The sequence below is a fragment of the Pedobacter zeae genome, assembly GCF_014196715.1.
Classification (GTDB): Bacteria; Bacteroidota; Bacteroidia; order Sphingobacteriales; family Sphingobacteriaceae; genus Pedobacter; species Pedobacter zeae.
Window position 1 is genome coordinate 227,188 of record NZ_JACIEF010000004.1, and the last position, 18,810, is coordinate 245,997.

Annotated in this window: 16 protein-coding genes; 9 read left to right on the plus strand and 7 right to left on the minus strand. The window is 39.5% G+C overall.

From position 1 onward, the window contains the following. Positions 1–89: 89 nt before the first annotated feature. Together GGQ60_RS19655 and GGQ60_RS19660 are read right to left on the minus strand one after the other, a co-directional pair. On the minus strand, positions 90–2,543 hold the full coding sequence (locus GGQ60_RS19655; RefSeq protein ID WP_183767594.1) for a hypothetical protein: 2,454 nt from the start codon (positions 2,541–2,543) through the stop codon (positions 90–92). Next, on the minus strand, positions 2,509–3,534 hold the full coding sequence (locus tag GGQ60_RS19660) for a hypothetical protein (protein ID WP_229685166.1): 1,026 nt from the start codon (positions 3,532–3,534) through the stop codon (positions 2,509–2,511). The genes GGQ60_RS19655 and GGQ60_RS19660 overlap by 35 nt, the downstream gene beginning before the upstream one ends. A 30-nt stretch (positions 3,535–3,564) precedes the next feature. Here GGQ60_RS19660 and dtd point away from each other — a divergent pair, with 30 nt between their 5' ends. From dtd to GGQ60_RS19675, 3 genes are all read left to right on the plus strand, one after another. Further along, a complete protein-coding gene (gene dtd / locus GGQ60_RS19665) occupies positions 3,565–4,017 on the plus strand; it encodes a D-aminoacyl-tRNA deacylase (protein WP_183767598.1) in 453 nt (150 codons plus the stop codon). A gap of 77 nt (positions 4,018–4,094) precedes the next feature. Beyond that, positions 4,095–5,636, plus strand: coding sequence for a glycosyltransferase family 39 protein (locus GGQ60_RS19670; RefSeq protein WP_183767600.1), 1,542 nt, complete (start codon positions 4,095–4,097; stop codon positions 5,634–5,636). Further along, entirely contained in the window at positions 5,626–5,952 is a 327-nt protein-coding gene (locus tag GGQ60_RS19675; protein ID WP_183767602.1) for a nucleotide pyrophosphohydrolase, read from the plus strand. Before GGQ60_RS19670 ends, GGQ60_RS19675 begins: the two co-directional genes overlap by 11 nt. A 30-nt stretch (positions 5,953–5,982) precedes the next feature. Here the strand turns inward: GGQ60_RS19675 and GGQ60_RS19680 are convergent, their stop codons facing one another. Next, positions 5,983–6,285, minus strand: coding sequence for a DUF4286 family protein (locus tag GGQ60_RS19680; protein WP_183767604.1), 303 nt, complete (start codon positions 6,283–6,285; stop codon positions 5,983–5,985). 107 nt (positions 6,286–6,392) lie between these two features. Here GGQ60_RS19680 and GGQ60_RS19685 point away from each other — a divergent pair, with 107 nt between their 5' ends. From GGQ60_RS19685 to GGQ60_RS19695, 3 genes are read left to right on the plus strand one after another with little or no spacing between them, the layout of a single operon-like run. Further along, a complete protein-coding gene (locus GGQ60_RS19685) occupies positions 6,393–6,656 on the plus strand; it encodes a hypothetical protein (protein ID WP_183767606.1) in 264 nt (87 codons plus the stop codon). Between the two features lie 18 nt (positions 6,657–6,674). After that, positions 6,675–7,238: a GNAT family N-acetyltransferase gene (locus GGQ60_RS19690; RefSeq protein ID WP_183767608.1), complete on the plus strand. Its 564-nt coding sequence runs from the start codon at positions 6,675–6,677 to the stop codon at positions 7,236–7,238. Between the two features lie 33 nt (positions 7,239–7,271). Continuing rightward, positions 7,272–7,922, plus strand: a complete 651-nt coding sequence (locus GGQ60_RS19695) for a hypothetical protein (protein ID WP_183767610.1) — start codon at positions 7,272–7,274, stop codon at positions 7,920–7,922. A gap of 233 nt (positions 7,923–8,155) precedes the next feature. Here GGQ60_RS19695 and GGQ60_RS19700 read toward each other — a convergent pair whose 3' ends face one another. Further along, positions 8,156–9,979, minus strand: a complete 1,824-nt coding sequence (locus GGQ60_RS19700) for a tetratricopeptide repeat protein (RefSeq protein ID WP_183767612.1) — start codon at positions 9,977–9,979, stop codon at positions 8,156–8,158. 307 nt (positions 9,980–10,286) lie between these two features. On the opposite strand from GGQ60_RS19700, the gene GGQ60_RS19705 reads away from it, so the two are divergent. From GGQ60_RS19705 to GGQ60_RS19715, 3 genes are all read left to right on the plus strand, one after another. Continuing rightward, complete coding sequence (locus GGQ60_RS19705; protein WP_229685167.1) at positions 10,287–12,092, plus strand: S9 family peptidase; 1,806 nt, start codon at positions 10,287–10,289, stop codon at positions 12,090–12,092. A 2-nt stretch (positions 12,093–12,094) separates the two neighbouring features. Continuing rightward, positions 12,095–13,768 carry a sensor histidine kinase gene (locus GGQ60_RS19710; protein WP_183767615.1) on the plus strand — a complete coding sequence of 558 codons (1,674 nt, stop codon included), beginning with the start codon at positions 12,095–12,097 and terminating at the stop codon, positions 13,766–13,768. A gap of 92 nt (positions 13,769–13,860) precedes the next feature. Beyond that, the gene (locus GGQ60_RS19715) at positions 13,861–14,550 is read left to right on the plus strand and encodes a response regulator transcription factor (RefSeq protein ID WP_131529463.1); all 690 of its coding nucleotides are present in this window, start codon (positions 13,861–13,863) and stop codon (positions 14,548–14,550) included. Between the two features lie 197 nt (positions 14,551–14,747). On the opposite strand, the gene GGQ60_RS19720 is transcribed toward GGQ60_RS19715, so the two are convergent. From GGQ60_RS19720 to GGQ60_RS19730, 3 genes are all read right to left on the minus strand, one after another. Then, positions 14,748–16,010 (minus strand): metallophosphoesterase, encoded by a 1,263-nt coding sequence (locus GGQ60_RS19720; RefSeq protein WP_183767617.1) that lies wholly within the window; start codon positions 16,008–16,010, stop codon positions 14,748–14,750. Positions 16,011–16,101: 91 nt separating this feature from the next. Next, positions 16,102–17,589: a P-loop NTPase family protein gene (locus GGQ60_RS19725; protein ID WP_183767619.1), complete on the minus strand. Its 1,488-nt coding sequence runs from the start codon at positions 17,587–17,589 to the stop codon at positions 16,102–16,104. Positions 17,590–17,700: 111 nt separating this feature from the next. Next, positions 17,701–18,798 carry a vWA domain-containing protein gene (locus GGQ60_RS19730; RefSeq protein WP_183767621.1) on the minus strand — a complete coding sequence of 366 codons (1,098 nt, stop codon included), beginning with the start codon at positions 18,796–18,798 and terminating at the stop codon, positions 17,701–17,703. Between the last annotated feature and the right edge of the window lie 12 nt (positions 18,799–18,810).

Sequence of the window (18,810 nt, forward strand, 5' to 3'; positions counted from 1 at the left end):
ATAACACTATTAAACCATTAAGAAGTTAAGGACATTAAGTTTTCGCGGGATTTTCTTAATTACCTTAATTTCTTAATGGTCGTGGATCGCTAGTTTTGTGCTTTTGGCTTGATAAAGTCTCCTAAATAACTGCATTCGCCTGCAGCAACAGCATAAAAAGGTGTTTTATTATAATTAAACCTTAATTCTTTGAGATAAGGATTATTGTAATTCGCTTTGATGAAGTTTCGCCATTTCACATCCTTTTTATCGTAGTAATAAAATGATAGTGGGTTAGCGTTCATGATGATCTGTTTTTGCAAACATTTCGCCAGCATAAAAGTACATTTTGCCTTAAAATCGGTATTGGTACTTAAGGCCCTCGCTTTCAAATACCACGCTTTTGCGGTTTGTGCTTTTTTGTAGTCCCCATCATACACGTATTTTGCCGGGGTGCTGTTATCGTAAGACGACCAGTCGTAACTGATCAGGAACCAGCTGTTGCCAAAATAACCTGTTTGATAAATGGCATTAGCCATTTTGTAATAATAAAGGGCAGCATTCTTTTTATCGCTAACAAGTAACTTCTGCAAACGGAGCATTTCGGCAGCAAAAGTTTTTTTGGTAACGGATGCTTTGGCCGTTACATACTTTTTAGGGAAATCGTTAATGGTTTCGATAAACGGATTGGCATACAGTTTTGAATCCGTTCCGTCTCCATACCAGTTCTGGGGGGTAAAATACTGATAGCTTGACGAGACTTTGGCAAACATCTGTACCGCTTTATCGTATTGATGTGTACGCAGGTAAGTAGTGCCGTAAAGTTCGTAAAAGTCGTCATTTTTGAGTTGATTTAAAGCTGAGGCTAACAAACCGGTCACATCATTGCCCGCTGCTTTGGTCTTGTAAAGCGCTAAGCCCTGCATGCTTCCCGGACTTAGGTTGTTCTGCCAGAAATTGATACTCTGGTAGCTCATATTCTGGAACAGCGAATTCTCTTTTAACGTTTGGTATGCCAGATCACCTTTAACCATTGCCAATGCTGCTTTTGCTGTATCGCCCATGTTCAAATAAGCCGGTGCCAGAATCTGCTGATAAAAATTCCTGGTGGTTCTGCTGAAACGTTTGCCCGCCTGATCATGATCATAATATTGCCCGTTTGGCTGGATTTTATTTTCTGCAAAACGTTTTTCATCCAGCCATTTCAAGGTTGGTAACAAATCATTTTCGTTAAAAGGATTGCCTTTTTTGATGTTTTTCGCTTTGATCAATAAATCAACAATACGGTATTGATCGCGCAACCTTTCGGGCAGTTTATCCGGTTTTAAAATGGCCAGGTAATTTGCAGCCATAAAGTCCTTGTTTTCCATCCAAGATAAATAGGCTGCAGTTAAGGTACCCAGTTCGGGTTGTGGGTATTTCTTTTCGGTAGCCAGTTTTACCGCAAAAGTTCTGATTTCGTTTAAGCGTTTCAGGTTGATATTTTTTATACTATCCCGGTATTTAGAATTTCCATTATCCTGGAAGTAATAGTTATAACCAATTTTGGCTATGTCGTTTGCTTCAATAAGATCTTGCTCCAGCTTATTTACTTCCCGTACCAGTAAGGTGCCATTCAACTGGCTTTTGGGTTCATAGCTGTAAACTTTATTAATGCTTTCTATTCCCGCATCGGCATTGCCGAATCCATTAATTGCCCATATATTGGCTTTTTCATTATTGGTTTTTGCATATTTTAAAGCGCCTTGAACGGGCGAGCTGGTATAGTAATAATTTTTATAAGCCTGTATCCTGCGCTCCGGGTTGCTGGCAAAAACTTTTGAGAATAAAAAAGCAGATTCTTCGGTATTCCCTAACCTACGGGTCGATCCTGCATATAAAGCGAGTGCCCAACCCTTAGCGGCACTGTTTATTTTACTGGTTTTAATATATTTTTCGTAGGTTGATTTGCTCTCGGTATGCAATCCTGCAAAATGAAACATACGCTCAGCCTGGTAAGCATAACGTAATTTCAGAAAATCATCTTTTTCAGCAGCGGTTAGTGCCAAGCCTTCCTCGGCTTTGGCAGCCATTTTAGCGGTATCGCGGGGTGTTGCATCCCAAAGGCTGAATGTGACATTGGCCAATGGCTCGCAGCTTTTGGCGAACTGATAATATTTTAAAGGCGCTTTGCGTTTCCCCAGTGCCCGGATAAAGCTGTTCTGTTGCAGGCTATCGGGTAACTGCGCCATATTGCCATCAAAATTTACCAATTTTACATCAGTGGCACTATCTGTTTGATACATTACCTTTAGTACATCTTCCTTTTTAACATTTAGGTATTTAGCCCATTCGCGACTATTGATATCGGGCTCACTTTCTACATCGGTTTCACTGTTGAGGTAAACCATCTGGTTGTAGGCAAAAGGAGAATATTCATCACCCTCAATGTTGTTATGGAAATAGGAGATATAATAATCGTAAGGATCTATCTCGCCGCCACAGGCAAGATTTACGGCAATTTCGCCAAAAAAAATAATCAGGAATGCACTAAAAATTAGCGATAACTTTTTGAAGGTTTTCATGGGTAAAATGTTTTAATAGATCGGTGTCTAAATGGTAGAAAACGAGATTACGGTCTCTGGAGGCTAAATATCGGGATAAAAATTTAGAGCTGGTAAGTAAATCTTCAGGAGAAATCTGTTCCCATCTGACTACATCGCCACGTTTCAGACCGGCTGCAGGATAATCAACCAGAAGATCGTAAAGGATGGAATTCCCCCTTCGTTTAAAAAGTTTTCTATCCTCTATCTGGATGTTACTGATCCGTTTAGAAATACCTGCATATTGCGCGTTCCTGAATACTACCGCCCATTCGAACAATGGCAGGGCCACATCAAGTGGTATAGGATACTGGCCTAAATAATCTTTTAGGTACGTGTCCAGTTCGCGTTGATCCAATATAGAGTTTTGCCCGCCATATTTACGCAGGTTGCCCATATTGTAACACATCAAAATAGCCTTTTCTACCGGAGGTACACCGCTCGATAAGATATTTTTAACCTGGTGCAGCCGCAGGGTTACGGAAATGGTTTTCCCCTTTAAAAGCGGATTTGCCTTTAGTTGTTCGAGAAATTTAAAATACCTGTTCCTGGTGCCTTTAGTCCAATCGCAATCGATCTGAAGTTCATGGTAGCTCTGTTTTCCGGCCTGCTTTACCTTAGCCTCCACAAATTTTGCAATGCGGTTGGCCATTACTAAAGTCTGTGTGGTGTCTATTTTGTTAAAAACCTGGTTAACAATAAATACCACCGGTATAATATCGGTCTGTTTGGGGATTGGATCCGAAAATTTAATTGGCGAAACGGGTACGGGCAATTGCAGATCAGGGTTAAAATCTACATCCATAATCCGTACATATAAAGATTTTGACTTAAACTGATCGAGATAAGTGCTTTCTTCCTTCTTGTTCTGATAATCCGTTTTCCAATAATAAAAAGTAGGATGGACAACTGACTTTTGCTTACAACCCAGGAAGAGGAGGGCAGAAATCACTAAAATACTTATCTTGCGCATATCTGTTTTATTGAACAAAATTAGTATAAAATGCGCGCAGTTTTACAAAGAGTTACTCAGGCAAGTTGCACTGTTGATGGTGAAATAACAGGAGCAATTGAAGGTGGATTTTTGGTGTTATTGGGTATTGAGGATGCTGATCAGGCAGAGGATCTGGAGTGGTTGGCACAGAAAATTATCGGGATGCGTGTTTTTGGTGATGAAAACGGAATGATGAATAAAGCACTTGCCGATGTGGGTGGAGATATCTTATTGATCAGCCAGTTTACCTTGTTCGCCTCTACCAAAAAAGGAAACCGTCCGGGTTTTACAAGAGCTGCACGACCTGATGTGGCGATTCCGCTCTACGAGAAAATGATCGAAAAGCTATCGGCTTTATTGGGTAAAAAAGTAAAAACCGGAATTTTTGGTGCCGATATGAAAATAGCGCTTTTAAACGATGGACCGGTTACAATTTTGATTGATACAAAAGATAAGGAATAAACAGGAGCGGCGTAACTTTTTAAGTCTTAAAATGTCAAAAAAAATAATTTATTCTAAAACTTTTAAACCGAGCCAGCATGAAGGATCAAAATACTAACCGTTTAACAGAATATGGTTGTCTGGTATTTTTTCTAGCGCTAAAATTAATTTTATCTTTTGTATTGGTTAATCCGGTTTACGAATTGCACCGCGATGAATTTCTGCATTTAGATCAGGCCAATCATCTCGCAGCAGGTTTTACTTCTGTTCCGCCGTTAACCTCCTTGTTTTCGTGGCTGATTAAGGCTTTCGGCAATGGTTTTTTTATGGTAAGGCTTGTACCCGCAGTAATGGGGGCTTTAACCATTTGGTATTGCTGGAAAGTTGTAGGCTTTTTAAAGGGGAACTTATTAGCCAAATGTTTGGTTGCGGTAGCCTGTTTATGTTCTTCCCTGATGAGGCTAAATACCCTTTACCAGCCTAACTCTTTCGATGTTTTAGCCTGGACAGCTATTTTCTATTATTTATTGCGGTATTTCGATAAACAGGAAGCCAAATACCTGTATGCTTTTGCCATTTTTGTAGCCTTGGGATTTTTAAATAAATACAATGTTCTTTTTCTCATTATGGGTTTAATACCCGCTATACTCCTCACGTCAAAACGAAAAATATTTACCGATAAGCATCTTTACCTGGCCATTTTACTTGCACTTTTAATCATTTCGCCCAATGTGATCTGGCAGATTAACCATCACTTTCCGGTACTCGTCCATACGAAAACTTTGGAGGCCACACAATTGGTGTATGTAAACCGGATTGATTTTTTTAGAGGGCAGTTCCTCTTTTTTATCAGCTCAATTTTCATTCTTCTGGCTGGAATAGGAAGTTTGATTTTTTATAAAGATTTCAGAAAGTACAGCTGGATTATCCTGACCTATTTTATTACCCTGGCCATTTTCGGTTATTTTAAGGCAAAAGATTATTATGCCCTGGGTTTGTACCCGGTTTTACTGGCCTTTGGTGCTCATTATTTAAGCCGGGTTTTAGGTAAAATGTATATAATAACAGGCTTGCTGTTCGCTTTTACAATTGGTTCGTTTATTTATCTTATGCCATTTATAATGCCGTTTTATAGTCCTGATCAAATTGTTGCCGACCACAATAGATTTGAGCGGGCGGGAACACTACGCTGGGAAGATGGTAAAAATCATGAGGTGCCGCAGGACTATGCTGATATGAAGGGTTGGAAAGAATTGGCCGCATTGGTTGATGTTGCTTACGGAAAGGTTAAAGATAAATCAGCAGTATTGGTACGTGCCGATAATTATGGTCAGGCTGGTGCGATTAACTATTATTCGAAATATAAAAACATTAATGCAGTATCGTACAATGCCGACTATCTTTATTGGTTTAAAATAGATAAACCTATTAAAGATTTAATCATGATTACCGGATGGCACGATGAAGACCCACAGCGTAAGAGAGAGCAACCCTATTTTAGCAGGATTACCAAAATCGGGGAAATAAAAACACCTTACGTGAGGGAAAGAGGAGCAGGCGTGTTTTTGCTCGAAGGGGCGAAAATTGAAGTGAACAGCATTATCAAATCAGAAATAGAAGAAGAAAAAAATGACCATTAAAGAAGCACAGGAAACCGTAGACCGTTGGATTAATACCACAGGTATCCGTTATTTTAATGAATTGACCAATACGGCCATTTTAATGGAAGAAGTTGGGGAGGTGGCGCGGATCATGGCCCGTAAATATGGCGAACAGTCTTTTAAAAAAAGTGATGAAGAGGTAAACCTTGCCGATGAAATGGCCGATGTAATGTTTGTACTGATCTGCCTGGCTAATCAAACCGGTATTAACTTAACTGAAGCTTTAGAAAACAACCTGAAGAAAAAAAGTATCCGTGATGCAGACAGGCATAAGAATAATGAGAAACTTAAATAAGTCAGGAGTCCTCAGTTGGGAGTCTGAAGTCTAAGCGACGAACTCCATCAGACTTCTATAAGCTACAAAACGGTTTTTATACCTTTCGTTTAATTCTGCCTGTAAAGCCGGTGCAAATTCTTGCTGGTATTTATTGTAATGCTCTAGTGTTTCTGCCACGTACTGCGCACAATAAGTTACCCCTTCATTAGGCGAATCCACAACCTTTAACAAGCGGTTGGAAACAAACATGCCTGTTGCCATCACCTCAGGGATATGAACATCCTGCATCCATTGTAACCATTCTTCGGCTGCTGCATCTTCGAGGATGAGCGTAACATTATATAAAAACATACTGCAAAGGTAAATAATATATAAATACCAAAAAATGTATGGGATAACGGTTTTTATTCTTTCAAGTGCTATTATTTAGTTAAATTTGTAAGATCTTCTTCTCTAGAATGATACGAAACAACGCCTCTCAAAAAATCGATAATTCCACGCGCAATTACATTTATACCGGTTACCTCACTGCCATATTTGGCGGGGTTTTGGGCCTGGTAATCGGTTGGGATATCTTGAAAAGAAAAAAGACATTATATACCGGTGAAAAAGTGTTTTCTTATTCCTTAACGGACCGGCAGCATGGTGCGAGAATTTTAATTTTAGCTGGTATTTGCTTCATTTTGTTGTTAACCTTAACTATTATTGCATTAGATGCATAAGTTGTCTGCAATATCAGAATGATTACCATTACCACATCCTCTACCATAAAAGAGCTTGAAGGAATTCTTGAACTTCAAAAGCAAAACCTAAAACAGGATTTAACGCCCGAACAAATTAAAGCGCAAGGGTTTGTTACAGTTTCGCATTCGCTCGATGATCTGGAGAAGATGCATCGGTATGAACCTAATATTATTGCAAAAAATGGCGATTTAATTGCAGCTTATGTGCTGGGAATGACCAGGCAATCAAAAAACGATATTCCAAGGCTCATGGAGATGTACGAAAGCTTCGATCATATTCTATACCAGGGAAAACCCGTTTCTGATCATCGTTATATTGTAGTTGGGCAGGTTTGCGTAGGCTATGAATATAGGGGTAAAGGTTTATTTGATCAATGCTATAATGCCTATAAAGATTATTTTAAGGGTAAATATGATTTCGCCATCACCGAAATTGCAAGTATTAACCTTCGATCGATGAATGCACACCAGCGTGTTGGCTTCGAAGTAATTTACACTTATACTGATCATAGCAGTGTAGAATGGAATGTGGTGGTTTGGGATTGGGGTGATTTTAATTAGTATCTTCGTTTTAACGCTTTATTGAAATTAATTATGGCCACCGATTTTGTTACGTTTCAAAGATTTAATGAGCAGGCAGCAGCTTTAGCACTAGCAGAAACATTCAAAGAAAATAAAATGGAGGTGGAGCTAGAAGATGCTTCTGCAAATTTTGACATTACCTTTGCTAATAATCAGATTGATAAAGATTACAGGGTTAAGCTAAAACCTGAAGACTTTGAACAAGCTAATGTATTATTACAGCAGCAAGCGGAGAAAGATTTATTAGATGTAGACCCAAATTATTATCTGTTTGATTTCAGTGATGACGAGTTGAGGGAAATTATTGAAAAACAAGATGAGTGGAGTAGTTTGGATTTTTTACTGGCTACCAAAATATTAAAGGAACATGGCGTTGAAGTAAATGTTAATCAAATTCAGACGCTTAAATTAAAAAGAATAGCGGAATTGTCCATGCCTGAAAAAAGTCCAAAACTATTAATTACTGCGGGTTATATTCTAGCGGCTTTAGGTGGACTTTTAGCCATAATAATCGGAGCACACTTAAGAAATCATAAAAAAACATTGCCTAATGGAGAACGGATTTTTGGTTATTCGGCTTCAGATAGGGCACACGGTGAAAGAATTCTGATTGTCGGTATTCTTGGGCTTATCCTTTGGACTATATATCAATTCTCTAAATAGGACAACTTGAATTAGCTAATTTGCCAATAGGTCTGGTAGTTTTTTTGGATATAGATCTCTCCATTCCGCTTCACTTCAGTCGAGATGACGATAATATTTAATTGGCATTTAAACGATGTTCATTTGGATTCAGTTAACCGATTTAAACACTTAACCAATTAACCCGTTTTATTATCATTGCCTAATCAACCAATCACCAATGAACCAATGACCAATGAACCAATGAACCAACTCTAAACCCCATCTCCCCGTAAATTCCTGAATCTTTTTCTGGCCTCAGCGCTGAACATACTGCCAGGATAATCCGTAATGAGCTTTTGGAAATATATTTTTGCCTGTGTAATATCATTCAGTTTTTTTTCGTACAGATCACCCAATGTAAACAGTGCATCATCTGTCCAGATCCCATCTTTAAATTCTTCCGTTACTTTTTTGAGTATATCGGCCGCTTTCTGAAAATCATTGGCTTTAATAAAAATCCGTGCTTTACTCATCATTATGGCATCCGCCAAACTGTTCTGCGGATAGGCAATGGCAATGCTGTCCATTTTTTTTACCGCTTTTTCGGGCAGGTTCCTGAATAAAAGCATCTCTGCATCAGCATACATTTTTAAGGCATTACTATCAGCCGGGGTCTGGATGTTGTCGCTGATCAATAAACTTAGGTTTAAGGCATCATTGGCAATCAGTTGAGAGGTAGCGGCTTTTAGAACCAAACATTGGCCATTGCTGTATTCGAAATTGCCCTGATAAAAGGAGAGTTTAGCGCTCCTGAAACGGGCTTCGTTGCCTACAGGCTGTCCTTCGAACTGTTTGCTTACCTGTTCGTACACCAAAAATGCTTCCCAGGGCTGGTTGGTTAAAATGTAAATGTCGCCTAAATCCAGTTTCAGCTGGCCAAGTTCCGTATCATTAATACCCGGCATTTTAATCGCTTCTTCCAGTTCTTTTTCTGCTTTAGCGGGCTGGTTTAAATAATAAGCCTGTAGATTGGCCAATTTCTTAATCGCGAAAAGGGTGTTTCTGTTTTTGCCGTTTTCTTCCAGCAGGGATTCATAATCTTTTGCCAGCAGATCAAGGTCAGCAGTCGTATATTTTCCGCTGGTACGCAGGTTGTACCGGGTATTGAGCATCTCTATTTTTGAGGGAAGATAATATGGGTTATCCTTTCCCTTGGTGAGCAGGTAATCGTAGGCTTTAATCGCTGTTTCATAAGCGCCATTATCTACAAAAGTATAAATGGCGTTAAATAATGTACCTCCGTCTGCCTTGGTCCGTTTATCAAAGGCGATCAGCTGGCGCAAGGCCATGTCAAATTCCTGTTGCTGGATATAATTCCAGGTAAGCAACTGAATATAAATTTCGGCATCGGGTTCTTTCTGTATTTTCTTTAAAATAGCGGCCTGAAAAGTCTCATAGTCGTTTTTATCTTCAAAAACAGATGATAATACCGCTTCGGCCTGTGGTAAGAGCTGTGGCATCGTAGCCATGGCATCCAGGTATTCCTGCATCAGCATGGGTTTATCCTTTTTGAAACGGTAAATGTTTAACAGTTCAAAAACGAAAGCCTGGTCGTTGCCCAGCAATTTTCGTCCTTGTTTAAAGGTTTGAACGGCAAAATCGTAATTTTCGAAACGGTAGAAGTTGTTGGCCAGGTTTCTGATCCTGAATTCTTCTTTAGGCAGTTTCGAAATTACCTCGTTAAAAATTTTGCCGGCTGCCTGTACATCGCCTTTTTCCTGGTAGAGTTTACCCAAGGCTATGGAATAAAGTTCGTTTTGTTGATTTTTTTTAATCTCGCGCTTTACCACTTTTTCGGCAACATCATAACGCTTTAATTTTAACAACGTATTGAAATAAATGTCGAAATAAGCATCATTGTTAGGGATGGCGTAGAGTTTTTCGAGCAGTACAACCGCTTTTTCATAATCTCCTTCCTGGTAATATTGAATCGCCAGTGTGCTCTCATCCGGAGCAACCTGCTGGTTGGGACGGAAAATCTGCGCTTCGGCCCCAAATGTCAGCAATAAAAATATGATGAAAAGCAAGCGGTTCATAACCCTAAATTATAAGTTTTAAATGTAACATTTTAATACATCTTTAGCTAAAGCACTCATGCGTATAAAACGTATTTTAAATGTTACCTGTATTTTATTTTGTGTAAATTTTATAAATACTAAATTGAACCACAACTTATTATTTTTATTGGTATAAGTAACATTGTTGGTGTAAATCGCTTAAAGTTGTTTGGTTACTTATTTTTGTCATCCGGTGAAGGGATTATTTATGTTGAAGAGAATTTTTCTAATGCTAATGGTTGTATTGGTGTGGGCCTGTAAGGATTCAAACCATGATACTATTCCTGTGGACAATTTTTTTAAAACGCAGGATAAAGCCTATTACCGTATTTCTCCCGACGGCAAAAGCCTGTCTTATTTAAAGCTGCACGATAAAAAACTTGATCTTTTTGTTGAGGATCTGGCTACAGGAAACAGTATACAACTTACCCATTTAAATGGGAAAAATATCAGTTTTCATTTCTGGACAAGCAATAACGAACTGATTTATTATACCGAAGATGGCTCTAAAGAGCGTAGGTCTGATATTTTCGTTATTAATAAAGATGGAAGTAAGCAGGTACAGTTAAGTGCCAATGAAAAAAATAGATTGCGGGTAATAGAAGATCAGCTGATTGATGATAAATACATTATTGTAGCCTCAAACAAGCGCGATTCGACCGTTTTTGATGTATACCGCTTAAATGTCAGGAATGGGAAAATGGAAATTGCTGCAAAAAATCCGGGTAATGTTACCAAATGGATGACAGACAGCAAAGGGGTACTTAAAATTGCCGTTGCCAGCGATGGGGTAAACGAAACCCTGATGTACCGTGAAAAGGAAAACCAGGCTTTTGTACCGGTAATTACGAATAATTTTGAAACAACCTTGCAGCCCATTGCCTTTTCGGAAGACCAGCCTAATGTACTTTATGCCATTTCGAGCATTAACCGCGATAAGAACGTGCTGGTAGCACTTGATTTAAAAAGCGGGAAAGAAAAACAGGTGCTTTTTGCAAACGATACCTTAAACGTAGTAGATGCAACCTATTCGCGGTTCCGGAAAAAAATGCTCTTTGCAACCTGCGAAACCTGGAAAAGGGAAAAATTTTACCTTGATGACAGTGCAAAAGTGGCTTACTCGATCATAGATAAACTTTTGCCTGGCACTGAATGGGTAATTATGGATAAAGATAAAACGGATAAAGTGTTTGTAATACGCACCTTTACCGATAAAAATCCGGGTTCTTATTATTTGTATACAACGGCTGATAAAAGGCTTAAAAAACTGACCGATGTGAGTCCTTCCATTAAACCGGAAGATATGAATGCCATGAAACCCATCAGTTTCAAAAGTCGCGATAGTTTAACCATTAACGGTTATTTAACCTTACCTAAAAATAAAAAGCCTGTTAATTTACCGGTTGTGGTGCTGCCGCATAATGGGCCAAAGTCAAGAAATAGTTGGGGGTATAATGCAGAGGTACAGTTTTTGGCCAACCGTGGCTATGCTGTTTTGCAGGTAAATTACCGCGGTTCTACGGGCTATGGAAAATCATTTTATGCTGCGGGTTTTAAACAGTGGAGCGATAAGATACAGGAGGATGTAAATGACGGTGTAAAATGGCTTATTGCAGGGAAAATTGCCAATCCTAAAAAAATTGCTATTTATGGTAACGGTTTCGGCGGATATATTGCATTAAACTGTTTGTATAAAAATCCCGATCTTTATAAATGCGGCGGATCCAATTCGGGTGTGATTAACCTGTTTAGTTACCTGAAAACCTTCCCTCCGTTTTTAAAGGCCAAATTACAGATGTATTACGAAATTTTGGGCAATCCGATAACTGAAACCGATTATATGCGCTTTGCGTCGCCTGTATTCCATGCCGACCGCTTTAAGGCACCTGTTTTTATTGCCCAAAATCCAAAAGATCCGAGTGTTAACGTAGCAGAAGGCGTACAGTTCATTAAAGAACTTAAAAAACGGAATGTTCAGGTCACCTACATCGAAAAAGAAGAAGGTCCGGATCCGGTAGTGCGCCAACAGAGCAGAACAGCCCTGTATAAAGCCTTAGAAGAGTTTTTAAAAGAAAATCTAGGTAAGAAATAGGTATGGCCTTAGATAAGAAAAGCAGTTACCGCAAAAACTTCTCATTAGGTGTAACTTTCATTGTACTCATTTCTATTCTTTTTATCCTGTCGCTTTTTCTTGCATTCAACTACAGCAAAAAATCGATAGAGAACGACTTCGTTTCTGAGAAGGTAAACGTGCTGGAGCAGAGTATTAAGCCTTACAACGATTTTTTTCAGAACAAAATGCCGGAGATTTCTTATTACAATGGTTATTTGGATTCCTCTACCGCATCGAAGTTTGTAGATACGCTGATGTTAAAATATCCTTTTATCTCTAAGGTTACTTTTTACGATACAGAGGTTAAAAATGTGCCGGTTAAGGATGGGATCAACGCCAATCACCTGGGTATAGGCCCAAAATCAATTTACCAATTTGGTAAGGGTGTTAAGCCCGATTCCGTAAAACTTTATTCTGAAGATGATACCCGGTCTTTTGCCGTAGGGAGCGATTTTAATGCGATAGCGATCAAACTGGCCACTTTTGTTGAAGACCTCGATACGGCTTCGGTACCCACCCAGGAAGAACTCTTTACCAATTTTTCTATTGTTAACTCCAGCGAAAATAAAATTACCTACCTTAATATTCCCAGGCGTGCCGATTTAAGGATTTATAAAGATATGATCAGGCGTAAGCTTAACCCTGCTCCTGTTTACCCGCAGGATATACTGGTTTTTAAGCTGGATGCGCACCGGATAAAAATCGTTAACACCAGGCCTTCCTTGTATCAGACCATCAGGATAGAGCCGCTTACTTACGACCCGATAGATACTTCAGATGAAAATATTACCACTGAAATAGCCCTACCGGGGGCATTTTCTGATTTTAAGCTTTACCTTATTTCATCTAAATCTTACATTAAAAAAGAGATTTTTATTTACTTTATGCCAATAGCACTCATCTTGTTATTGGTATATGGTGTACTGTTATTGGTCGCTTTTTTAATTTACCGTAACCTCAACATTAACAGTAAGATGTTCAAGTTGCAGTACGATTTTGTAAATAACCTTACGCACGAGTTTAAAACACCCGTAAGTGTAATTAAAATCGCCGGAAACAATATTAAAAGCGCGCCTGCGCTTAGCCACAAAGAACAACAGTTATACGGCAAAATACTCGATGAAGAGGCTGATAAGCTGAACGGCCTGATGAACAAACTGCTGGCTTTTACGCAGATCGAAAACAAATCGATCAAGTTGAACCAGGAAGAGGTAAATATTGTCGATTTTATCGAAAGTACCATCGAATCGCATACCTTAAAGCATCCCGATTTTAAAATTACTTACGAGGTAAGTGGCTTTAAAACCTTTATTACCGATCCGGTACTATTAGGGAGCTTGTTCGATAACCTGGCAGAAAATGCGTACAAATATTCGAAGCCTGAACAAAAGAAACTGCACATCAGTGCAAAACTGATTAAAGGCGTGCTGGTGCTTCGCTTTACCGATAAAGGAATCGGTATCCCGTCATCAGAATTAAACAATATATTTAAGAAGTTTTTCAGGATACAGAATGAATATAATCAAATGGGCAGTGTTGGCCTGGGTTTGGCATTCTGCAAAGAACTGGTTAACTTTATGGAAGGAGAAATTACTGTAAAGAGTAAGGTAGGGAGTGGCACAGAATTTAAAATTGTGCTGCCTTATAATAGTTAAATTTAGGAGTTGGAAAGTTAAAGGTTGGAAGGTTGTAAAGTTAACCTTTAAACATGGCAACGTTTCAACATTACAATGTAACACACACATAAATGTCTAAAGAAGTAAAAATATTAATTGTAGAAGATGATGAAAATCTTCGCTTTCTGGTAGCACACCGTTTAAAGGCCGAAGGTTATACTGTGCTTGAAGCAAATGATGGCGAGGCCGGAGAAAGAATGATTTTAGCCGATCAGCCTGATATTGTTTTGCTGGACTGGATGATGCCAGGTAAACAAGGTGCCGAAGTTTGTGAGAACGTACGTAAACAGGGTTTCGAAAACCTCGTGATTATGATGACCGCAAAGGCCCAGGATGTAGATAAAATTGATGCGTATAATTTTGGTGCATCAGATTATATCACCAAACCCTTTAATATGGATGTTCTGGTTGCCATGTTGGAGAGCAAGGTTAAGTTTATCGTGAATAAGGATACTGCCGAAATCCACCGTTTTGGTAATATGGAGCATCATCCCAACATTCATACGCTGTTTAGGGATGGAAAGAAAATCGAATTAACCATATTGGAAAACCGGATCCTCCTGTATTTCTTACGTAACCCAGGCAAAGTAATCAACCGCGACGAACTGATGCTGGTGGTGTGGGGATACAACTCTGATGTAAATACCCGTACGCTTGATATGCACATTGTACGCTTGCGTAAAAAGATAGAATTGAATCCTGATAATCCGCAGTTGCTGCAAACGGTGAGGGGAGTAGGTTATCGCTTTAATGCGGGATAAACAGAAATCGTCATTTCGACTACAGTGGAGAAATCTAATTGTGCCGTCAGATGTTACCATCTGACGGTTTATTAAATATTTGTCAGGTGGCAGCATCTGACACCATTACAACATAAGTTTGTCATTCTGAGCTTGTCGGGGAATCTTTTTGTAAGCATTTCGACAGGCTCAATGTGACATCTATTTACTTGGAATATTTATGCCCTTTTTAAAGTGAATATGGTAATTTCCGGTAAAATACCAACCCTGCCCGGGTAACCTAAAAAGCCATAGCCCACATTCACATACAGCTGTTGTTTTTGCTCCTGATATAAACCTGCCCATTCTTTATAAATGTATTGTACAGGGCTCCATTGGTATTCTTTTAAACGTACACCAAACTGCATACCGTGTGTATGACCGCTAAACATGGCATCAATCTGTGGATATTTCTGTAAAACTTCTCCGCGCCAGTGCGAAGGATCGTGACTTAATAAGAGTTTTACCGGTAAATCATCTGTATTTTTAACCGCAAGCTCCATTTTTCCGTATTTAGGAAAACGGCCCATGCCCCAGTTTTCAATACCTAAAATTCCGATTTCTTCTCCATCTACTTTTAACCTGCGGTTTTCGTTCATCAAAAGGTCGTAACCCATTATTTTGTGTACCTCAACCATATCTTTAAGGTTTTTTACCTTGGCAGGGGAAGATTCCTTGCCAAAATAATAATCGCCATAATCGTGGTTACCTAGCGATGAATATACCCCCAATGGAGCTTTTACTTTCGAAAATATATCCTGGTAATCCCTTACTTCGTTGGTAAGGTTGTTTACTAAATCGCCGGTAAAAAAAATAAAATCAGGTTTTTCGCCCAACAACATTTCAACACCACCCTTTACAGCTGTTTTGTTGTAAAAACTTCCTGAGTGGATATCCGAAATCTGGCCCAAAGTAATACCATCAAATGCTTTCGGCAGGTTTGGGAGGATTAAATTTACCCTTCGTACCTGATAGTCATAGGCACCAGAAATTATACCCCAGCTTAACGAAGTTAAAGGAATGGCAGCGGCCGCCAATCCGGCCTTAACCAAAAATTCTGATCGCGAAATCGGTTCTGCAGTTGTAGATGGTGCTGTTTGCGCGGCAGTTGCACTTTTACCCGTTTGATTTCTTCTGAAAATTTTAATAAACAACCTGCGTAAATCATCCAGTATCAGAAAGGGTAAAGTGGCCAGCTTACAGGCTACGGTTAAAAAGAAAGCAACTAAAATGATGGCCCTTAACGTAAGGAAAAGATTAAGGTAAATGCCACAGAATACGCCAATAATCAATAACGTGCTGTACGTCCAGTAGGCAATGCCGAACGCTTTTTTTGTGCCAGGTTTCCATTTTTTAAAAACCGCAATAATGGCTTTAAAACAGTAAATATCAAATGCAAGAATAAAAATGCAGGCGGCAATAATAAAAGGTAATCTTCCCATTATATTCGGGTTTATAAATAAAAAGCTTTGGTAAATTCTTCTTTTTAAAAGAAGAATTTACCAAAGCTAATCAAATTAGAGAAATTCAATATTATCTGAAATCGTCTTCATCCTCTTCTTCATCAAATTCGGCATTAAATAAACTGCCAAACATATCGGAGAAGCCGAAGCCGCCATTTAAAAAGTTTTTGCTCAATTGTGAATATTCAGCTAAGCCATGTAATACAAATTCCATTAAAAGTAACGTTTGGTTTTCGCTTAATTTAGGATGAAACTTCTTCACCAGATCGTATAGACCTGGCACCAGCATCAGTACCTTTTTATATTGCGCATTGCTCAAAGTATCCGTTACATCAACATTGTGGCCGTCAGTAAACCATTCGGTTACTTCGGTATATGGGTTAGCGGTTTTGGTTTTCTTGGCTTTTTCAGGATCCGGGAAATAGCGGGCAAATAACGTTTTAACCGCTTTGCCAATTAAGGTGGTCGCTACGTGCGCCGGTCCTTCCAGTTCCCCTTCATAAACCAGTTCAATTTTACCGGTTATGGCGGGGATAATCCCGGCCAGATCAGCCAGGCGTACGAAAGTATTTTTCTCGCCTGCGATCAGCATCCTTCTTTCGGCAGTGCTGATTAAATTTTCGTAGGCAGAAATGGTTAACCTGGCTGATACACCCGATTTTTGATCGATATACTCACTTTTACGGGCTTCGAAAGCAATCTGCTCTACCAGGTCTTTCAATAAGCCATCGGCTTCGATATTGGTTTTTTGCTCTGCAGTAAGTTTGGCCTCCTGAAAAGTAATTTTACGGGAAATCTCGATACTTTTTGGATAGTGGGTTAAAATCTGGCTTTCGATCCGGTCTTTCAGCGGTGTAACGATACTTCCACGATTGGTATAATCTTCAGGGTTTGCGGTAAACACAAACTGGATATCCAGGGGTAAGCGCAATTTGAATCCACGGATTTGTATATCTTTTTCCTGCAGCATGTTAAACAAGGCTACCTGTATGCGGGCCTGTAAATCGGGCAACTCGTTAATCACGAAAATGCTGCGGTGAGCACGCGGAATTAAGCCAAAGTGGATTACACGCTCATCATTATAGGTTAACTTTAAGGTAGCGGCCTTAATGGGGTCAACATCACCAATTAAATCGGCAACAGTAACATCAGGTGTGGCCAGTTTTTCGGTATATCTTTCGCTGCGGTGCAGCCAGGCAATTTCGGTGTCGTCACCTTTGGTAGCGATTTCATTTTTGGCGTACCACGAAATCGGATTCATCGGATCATCAAAAATCTCACTCCCGGCAACATAGGGCACATATTCATCCAGTAAATTTACCATTAAACGGGCAATACGTGTTTTTGCCTGCCCGCGTAACCCCAATAATAGGATGTTATGGCGCGATAATATAGCCGTTTGGAGCTCGGGAATTACCGTTTCATCGTAGCCAATAATGCCTTCAAATTCCGTTTTTTTATCGCGCAACACTTTAATTAAATTCGCTCTAAGTTCTTCTTTTACAGATCTTGATTTATATCCTTTGGTTTTTAATTCGCCTAATGTGGTGTTTTGCATCTTTTAAAATGGGTTTATAGTTGAGTCCGAAGTCCGAAAGTCTGAGGTCCGGAGATTTAGCGCAATTTTCTGAGGCGCTATATCTTCTGACTTCCGACTAAAAACTTCAGACTATTTAACTGTCTTACGTCTGTTCTTAATGTAATCTTCAAAAATATATTCACCTAAGCCATTTAATGAGCTATAAAAAGCCCTGCCGCCGTTAATTTCAGTAAACTGCCTGACAAACTGTTGCAGGTATGGGTCTTTGGCAATCATAAATGTGGTGATCGGTATTTTTAAGCGTTTACATTGCGCTGCCATGTTTAAGGTTTTGTTGATTACTTTTCTATCCAGACCCATACTGTTTTTATAATATTTTCCATTTTCTTTCAGGCAGGTTGGTTTGCCATCCGTAATCATAAAAATCTGCTTGTTATGGGTTTTTCTGCGGCGGAGCAGATCTGCGGCCAGTTCCAAACCCGCATAGGTATTGGTATGGTAAGGACCAACCTGTAAATAGGGGAGGTCTTTCAGGCTAATTGGCCACGCATCATTTCCGAAAACGACAATGTCTAAAGTATCTTTAGGGTACTTTGTTTTAATCAGTTCTGCAAGTGCCATGGCAACTTTTTTAGCGGGGGTAATGCGGTCTTCGCCATATAAGATCATGGAATGCGAAATGTCGATCATCAATACTGTAGAGGTTAAGGTTTTAAAATCCTTTTCCTCCACTTCCAGATCGCGGTCGGTAAGGGTGAAATCACTGATGCCATGGTTAACCTGCGCATTTTGGATAGAAGCAGTCATATCGATCTGATCCAGGCTATCGCCAAAATTATATTCCCGCCTGTCGGCATTTTTCTCTTCGCCTATGCCCGACCGGTTGCTGTTATGGTTACCACGCCCAGATTTTTTAAGTTTACCAAAAATTTCATCCAGGGCAGATTTTCGGATGGTCTGTTCCGTTTTGGCCGTAATTTTAAATGCCCCCGATTGGTTGTCTTCGGTAAGGTAACCTTTATCTTTGAGATCGTCGATAAAATTACCGATGCCGTAATCGTTATTGGTTAATTTATATTGTTTATCGAGTTCGTTTAGCCAGCTCAGCGCCTCTGCCGCATCTCCAGCCGTATAATTCAGCAGTTCGCTAAATAATTTCAGCAACTCCTCGAACCCGCCTTTCGGCGCATCTCCGGGCTTATAATCAGAAAAACGAAAACCTCTCATGTGCTTGTATTA

Bases quoted from the DNA above. Each gene is read 5' to 3' on its own strand.
- GGQ60_RS19655 (WP_183767594.1), bottom strand. From the start codon at position 2,543: ATGAAAACCTTCAAAAAGTTATCGCTAATTTTTAGTGCATTCCTGATT.
- GGQ60_RS19660 (WP_229685166.1), bottom strand. From the start codon at position 3,534: ATGCGCAAGATAAGTATTTTAGTGATTTCTGCCCTCCTCTTCCTGGGT.
- dtd (WP_183767598.1), top strand. From the start codon at position 3,565: ATGCGCGCAGTTTTACAAAGAGTTACTCAGGCAAGTTGCACTGTTGAT.
- GGQ60_RS19670 (WP_183767600.1), top strand. From the start codon at position 4,095: ATGAAGGATCAAAATACTAACCGTTTAACAGAATATGGTTGTCTGGTA.
- GGQ60_RS19675 (WP_183767602.1), top strand. From the start codon at position 5,626: ATGACCATTAAAGAAGCACAGGAAACCGTAGACCGTTGGATTAATACC.
- GGQ60_RS19680 (WP_183767604.1), bottom strand. From the start codon at position 6,285: ATGTTTTTATATAATGTTACGCTCATCCTCGAAGATGCAGCAGCCGAA.
- GGQ60_RS19685 (WP_183767606.1), top strand. From the start codon at position 6,393: ATGATACGAAACAACGCCTCTCAAAAAATCGATAATTCCACGCGCAAT.
- GGQ60_RS19690 (WP_183767608.1), top strand. From the start codon at position 6,675: ATGATTACCATTACCACATCCTCTACCATAAAAGAGCTTGAAGGAATT.
- GGQ60_RS19695 (WP_183767610.1), top strand. From the start codon at position 7,272: ATGGCCACCGATTTTGTTACGTTTCAAAGATTTAATGAGCAGGCAGCA.
- GGQ60_RS19700 (WP_183767612.1), bottom strand. From the start codon at position 9,979: ATGAACCGCTTGCTTTTCATCATATTTTTATTGCTGACATTTGGGGCC.
- GGQ60_RS19710 (WP_183767615.1), top strand. From the start codon at position 12,095: ATGGCCTTAGATAAGAAAAGCAGTTACCGCAAAAACTTCTCATTAGGT.
- GGQ60_RS19715 (WP_131529463.1), top strand. From the start codon at position 13,861: ATGTCTAAAGAAGTAAAAATATTAATTGTAGAAGATGATGAAAATCTT.
- GGQ60_RS19720 (WP_183767617.1), bottom strand. From the start codon at position 16,010: ATGGGAAGATTACCTTTTATTATTGCCGCCTGCATTTTTATTCTTGCA.
- GGQ60_RS19725 (WP_183767619.1), bottom strand. From the start codon at position 17,589: ATGCAAAACACCACATTAGGCGAATTAAAAACCAAAGGATATAAATCA.
- GGQ60_RS19730 (WP_183767621.1), bottom strand. From the start codon at position 18,798: ATGAGAGGTTTTCGTTTTTCTGATTATAAGCCCGGAGATGCGCCGAAA.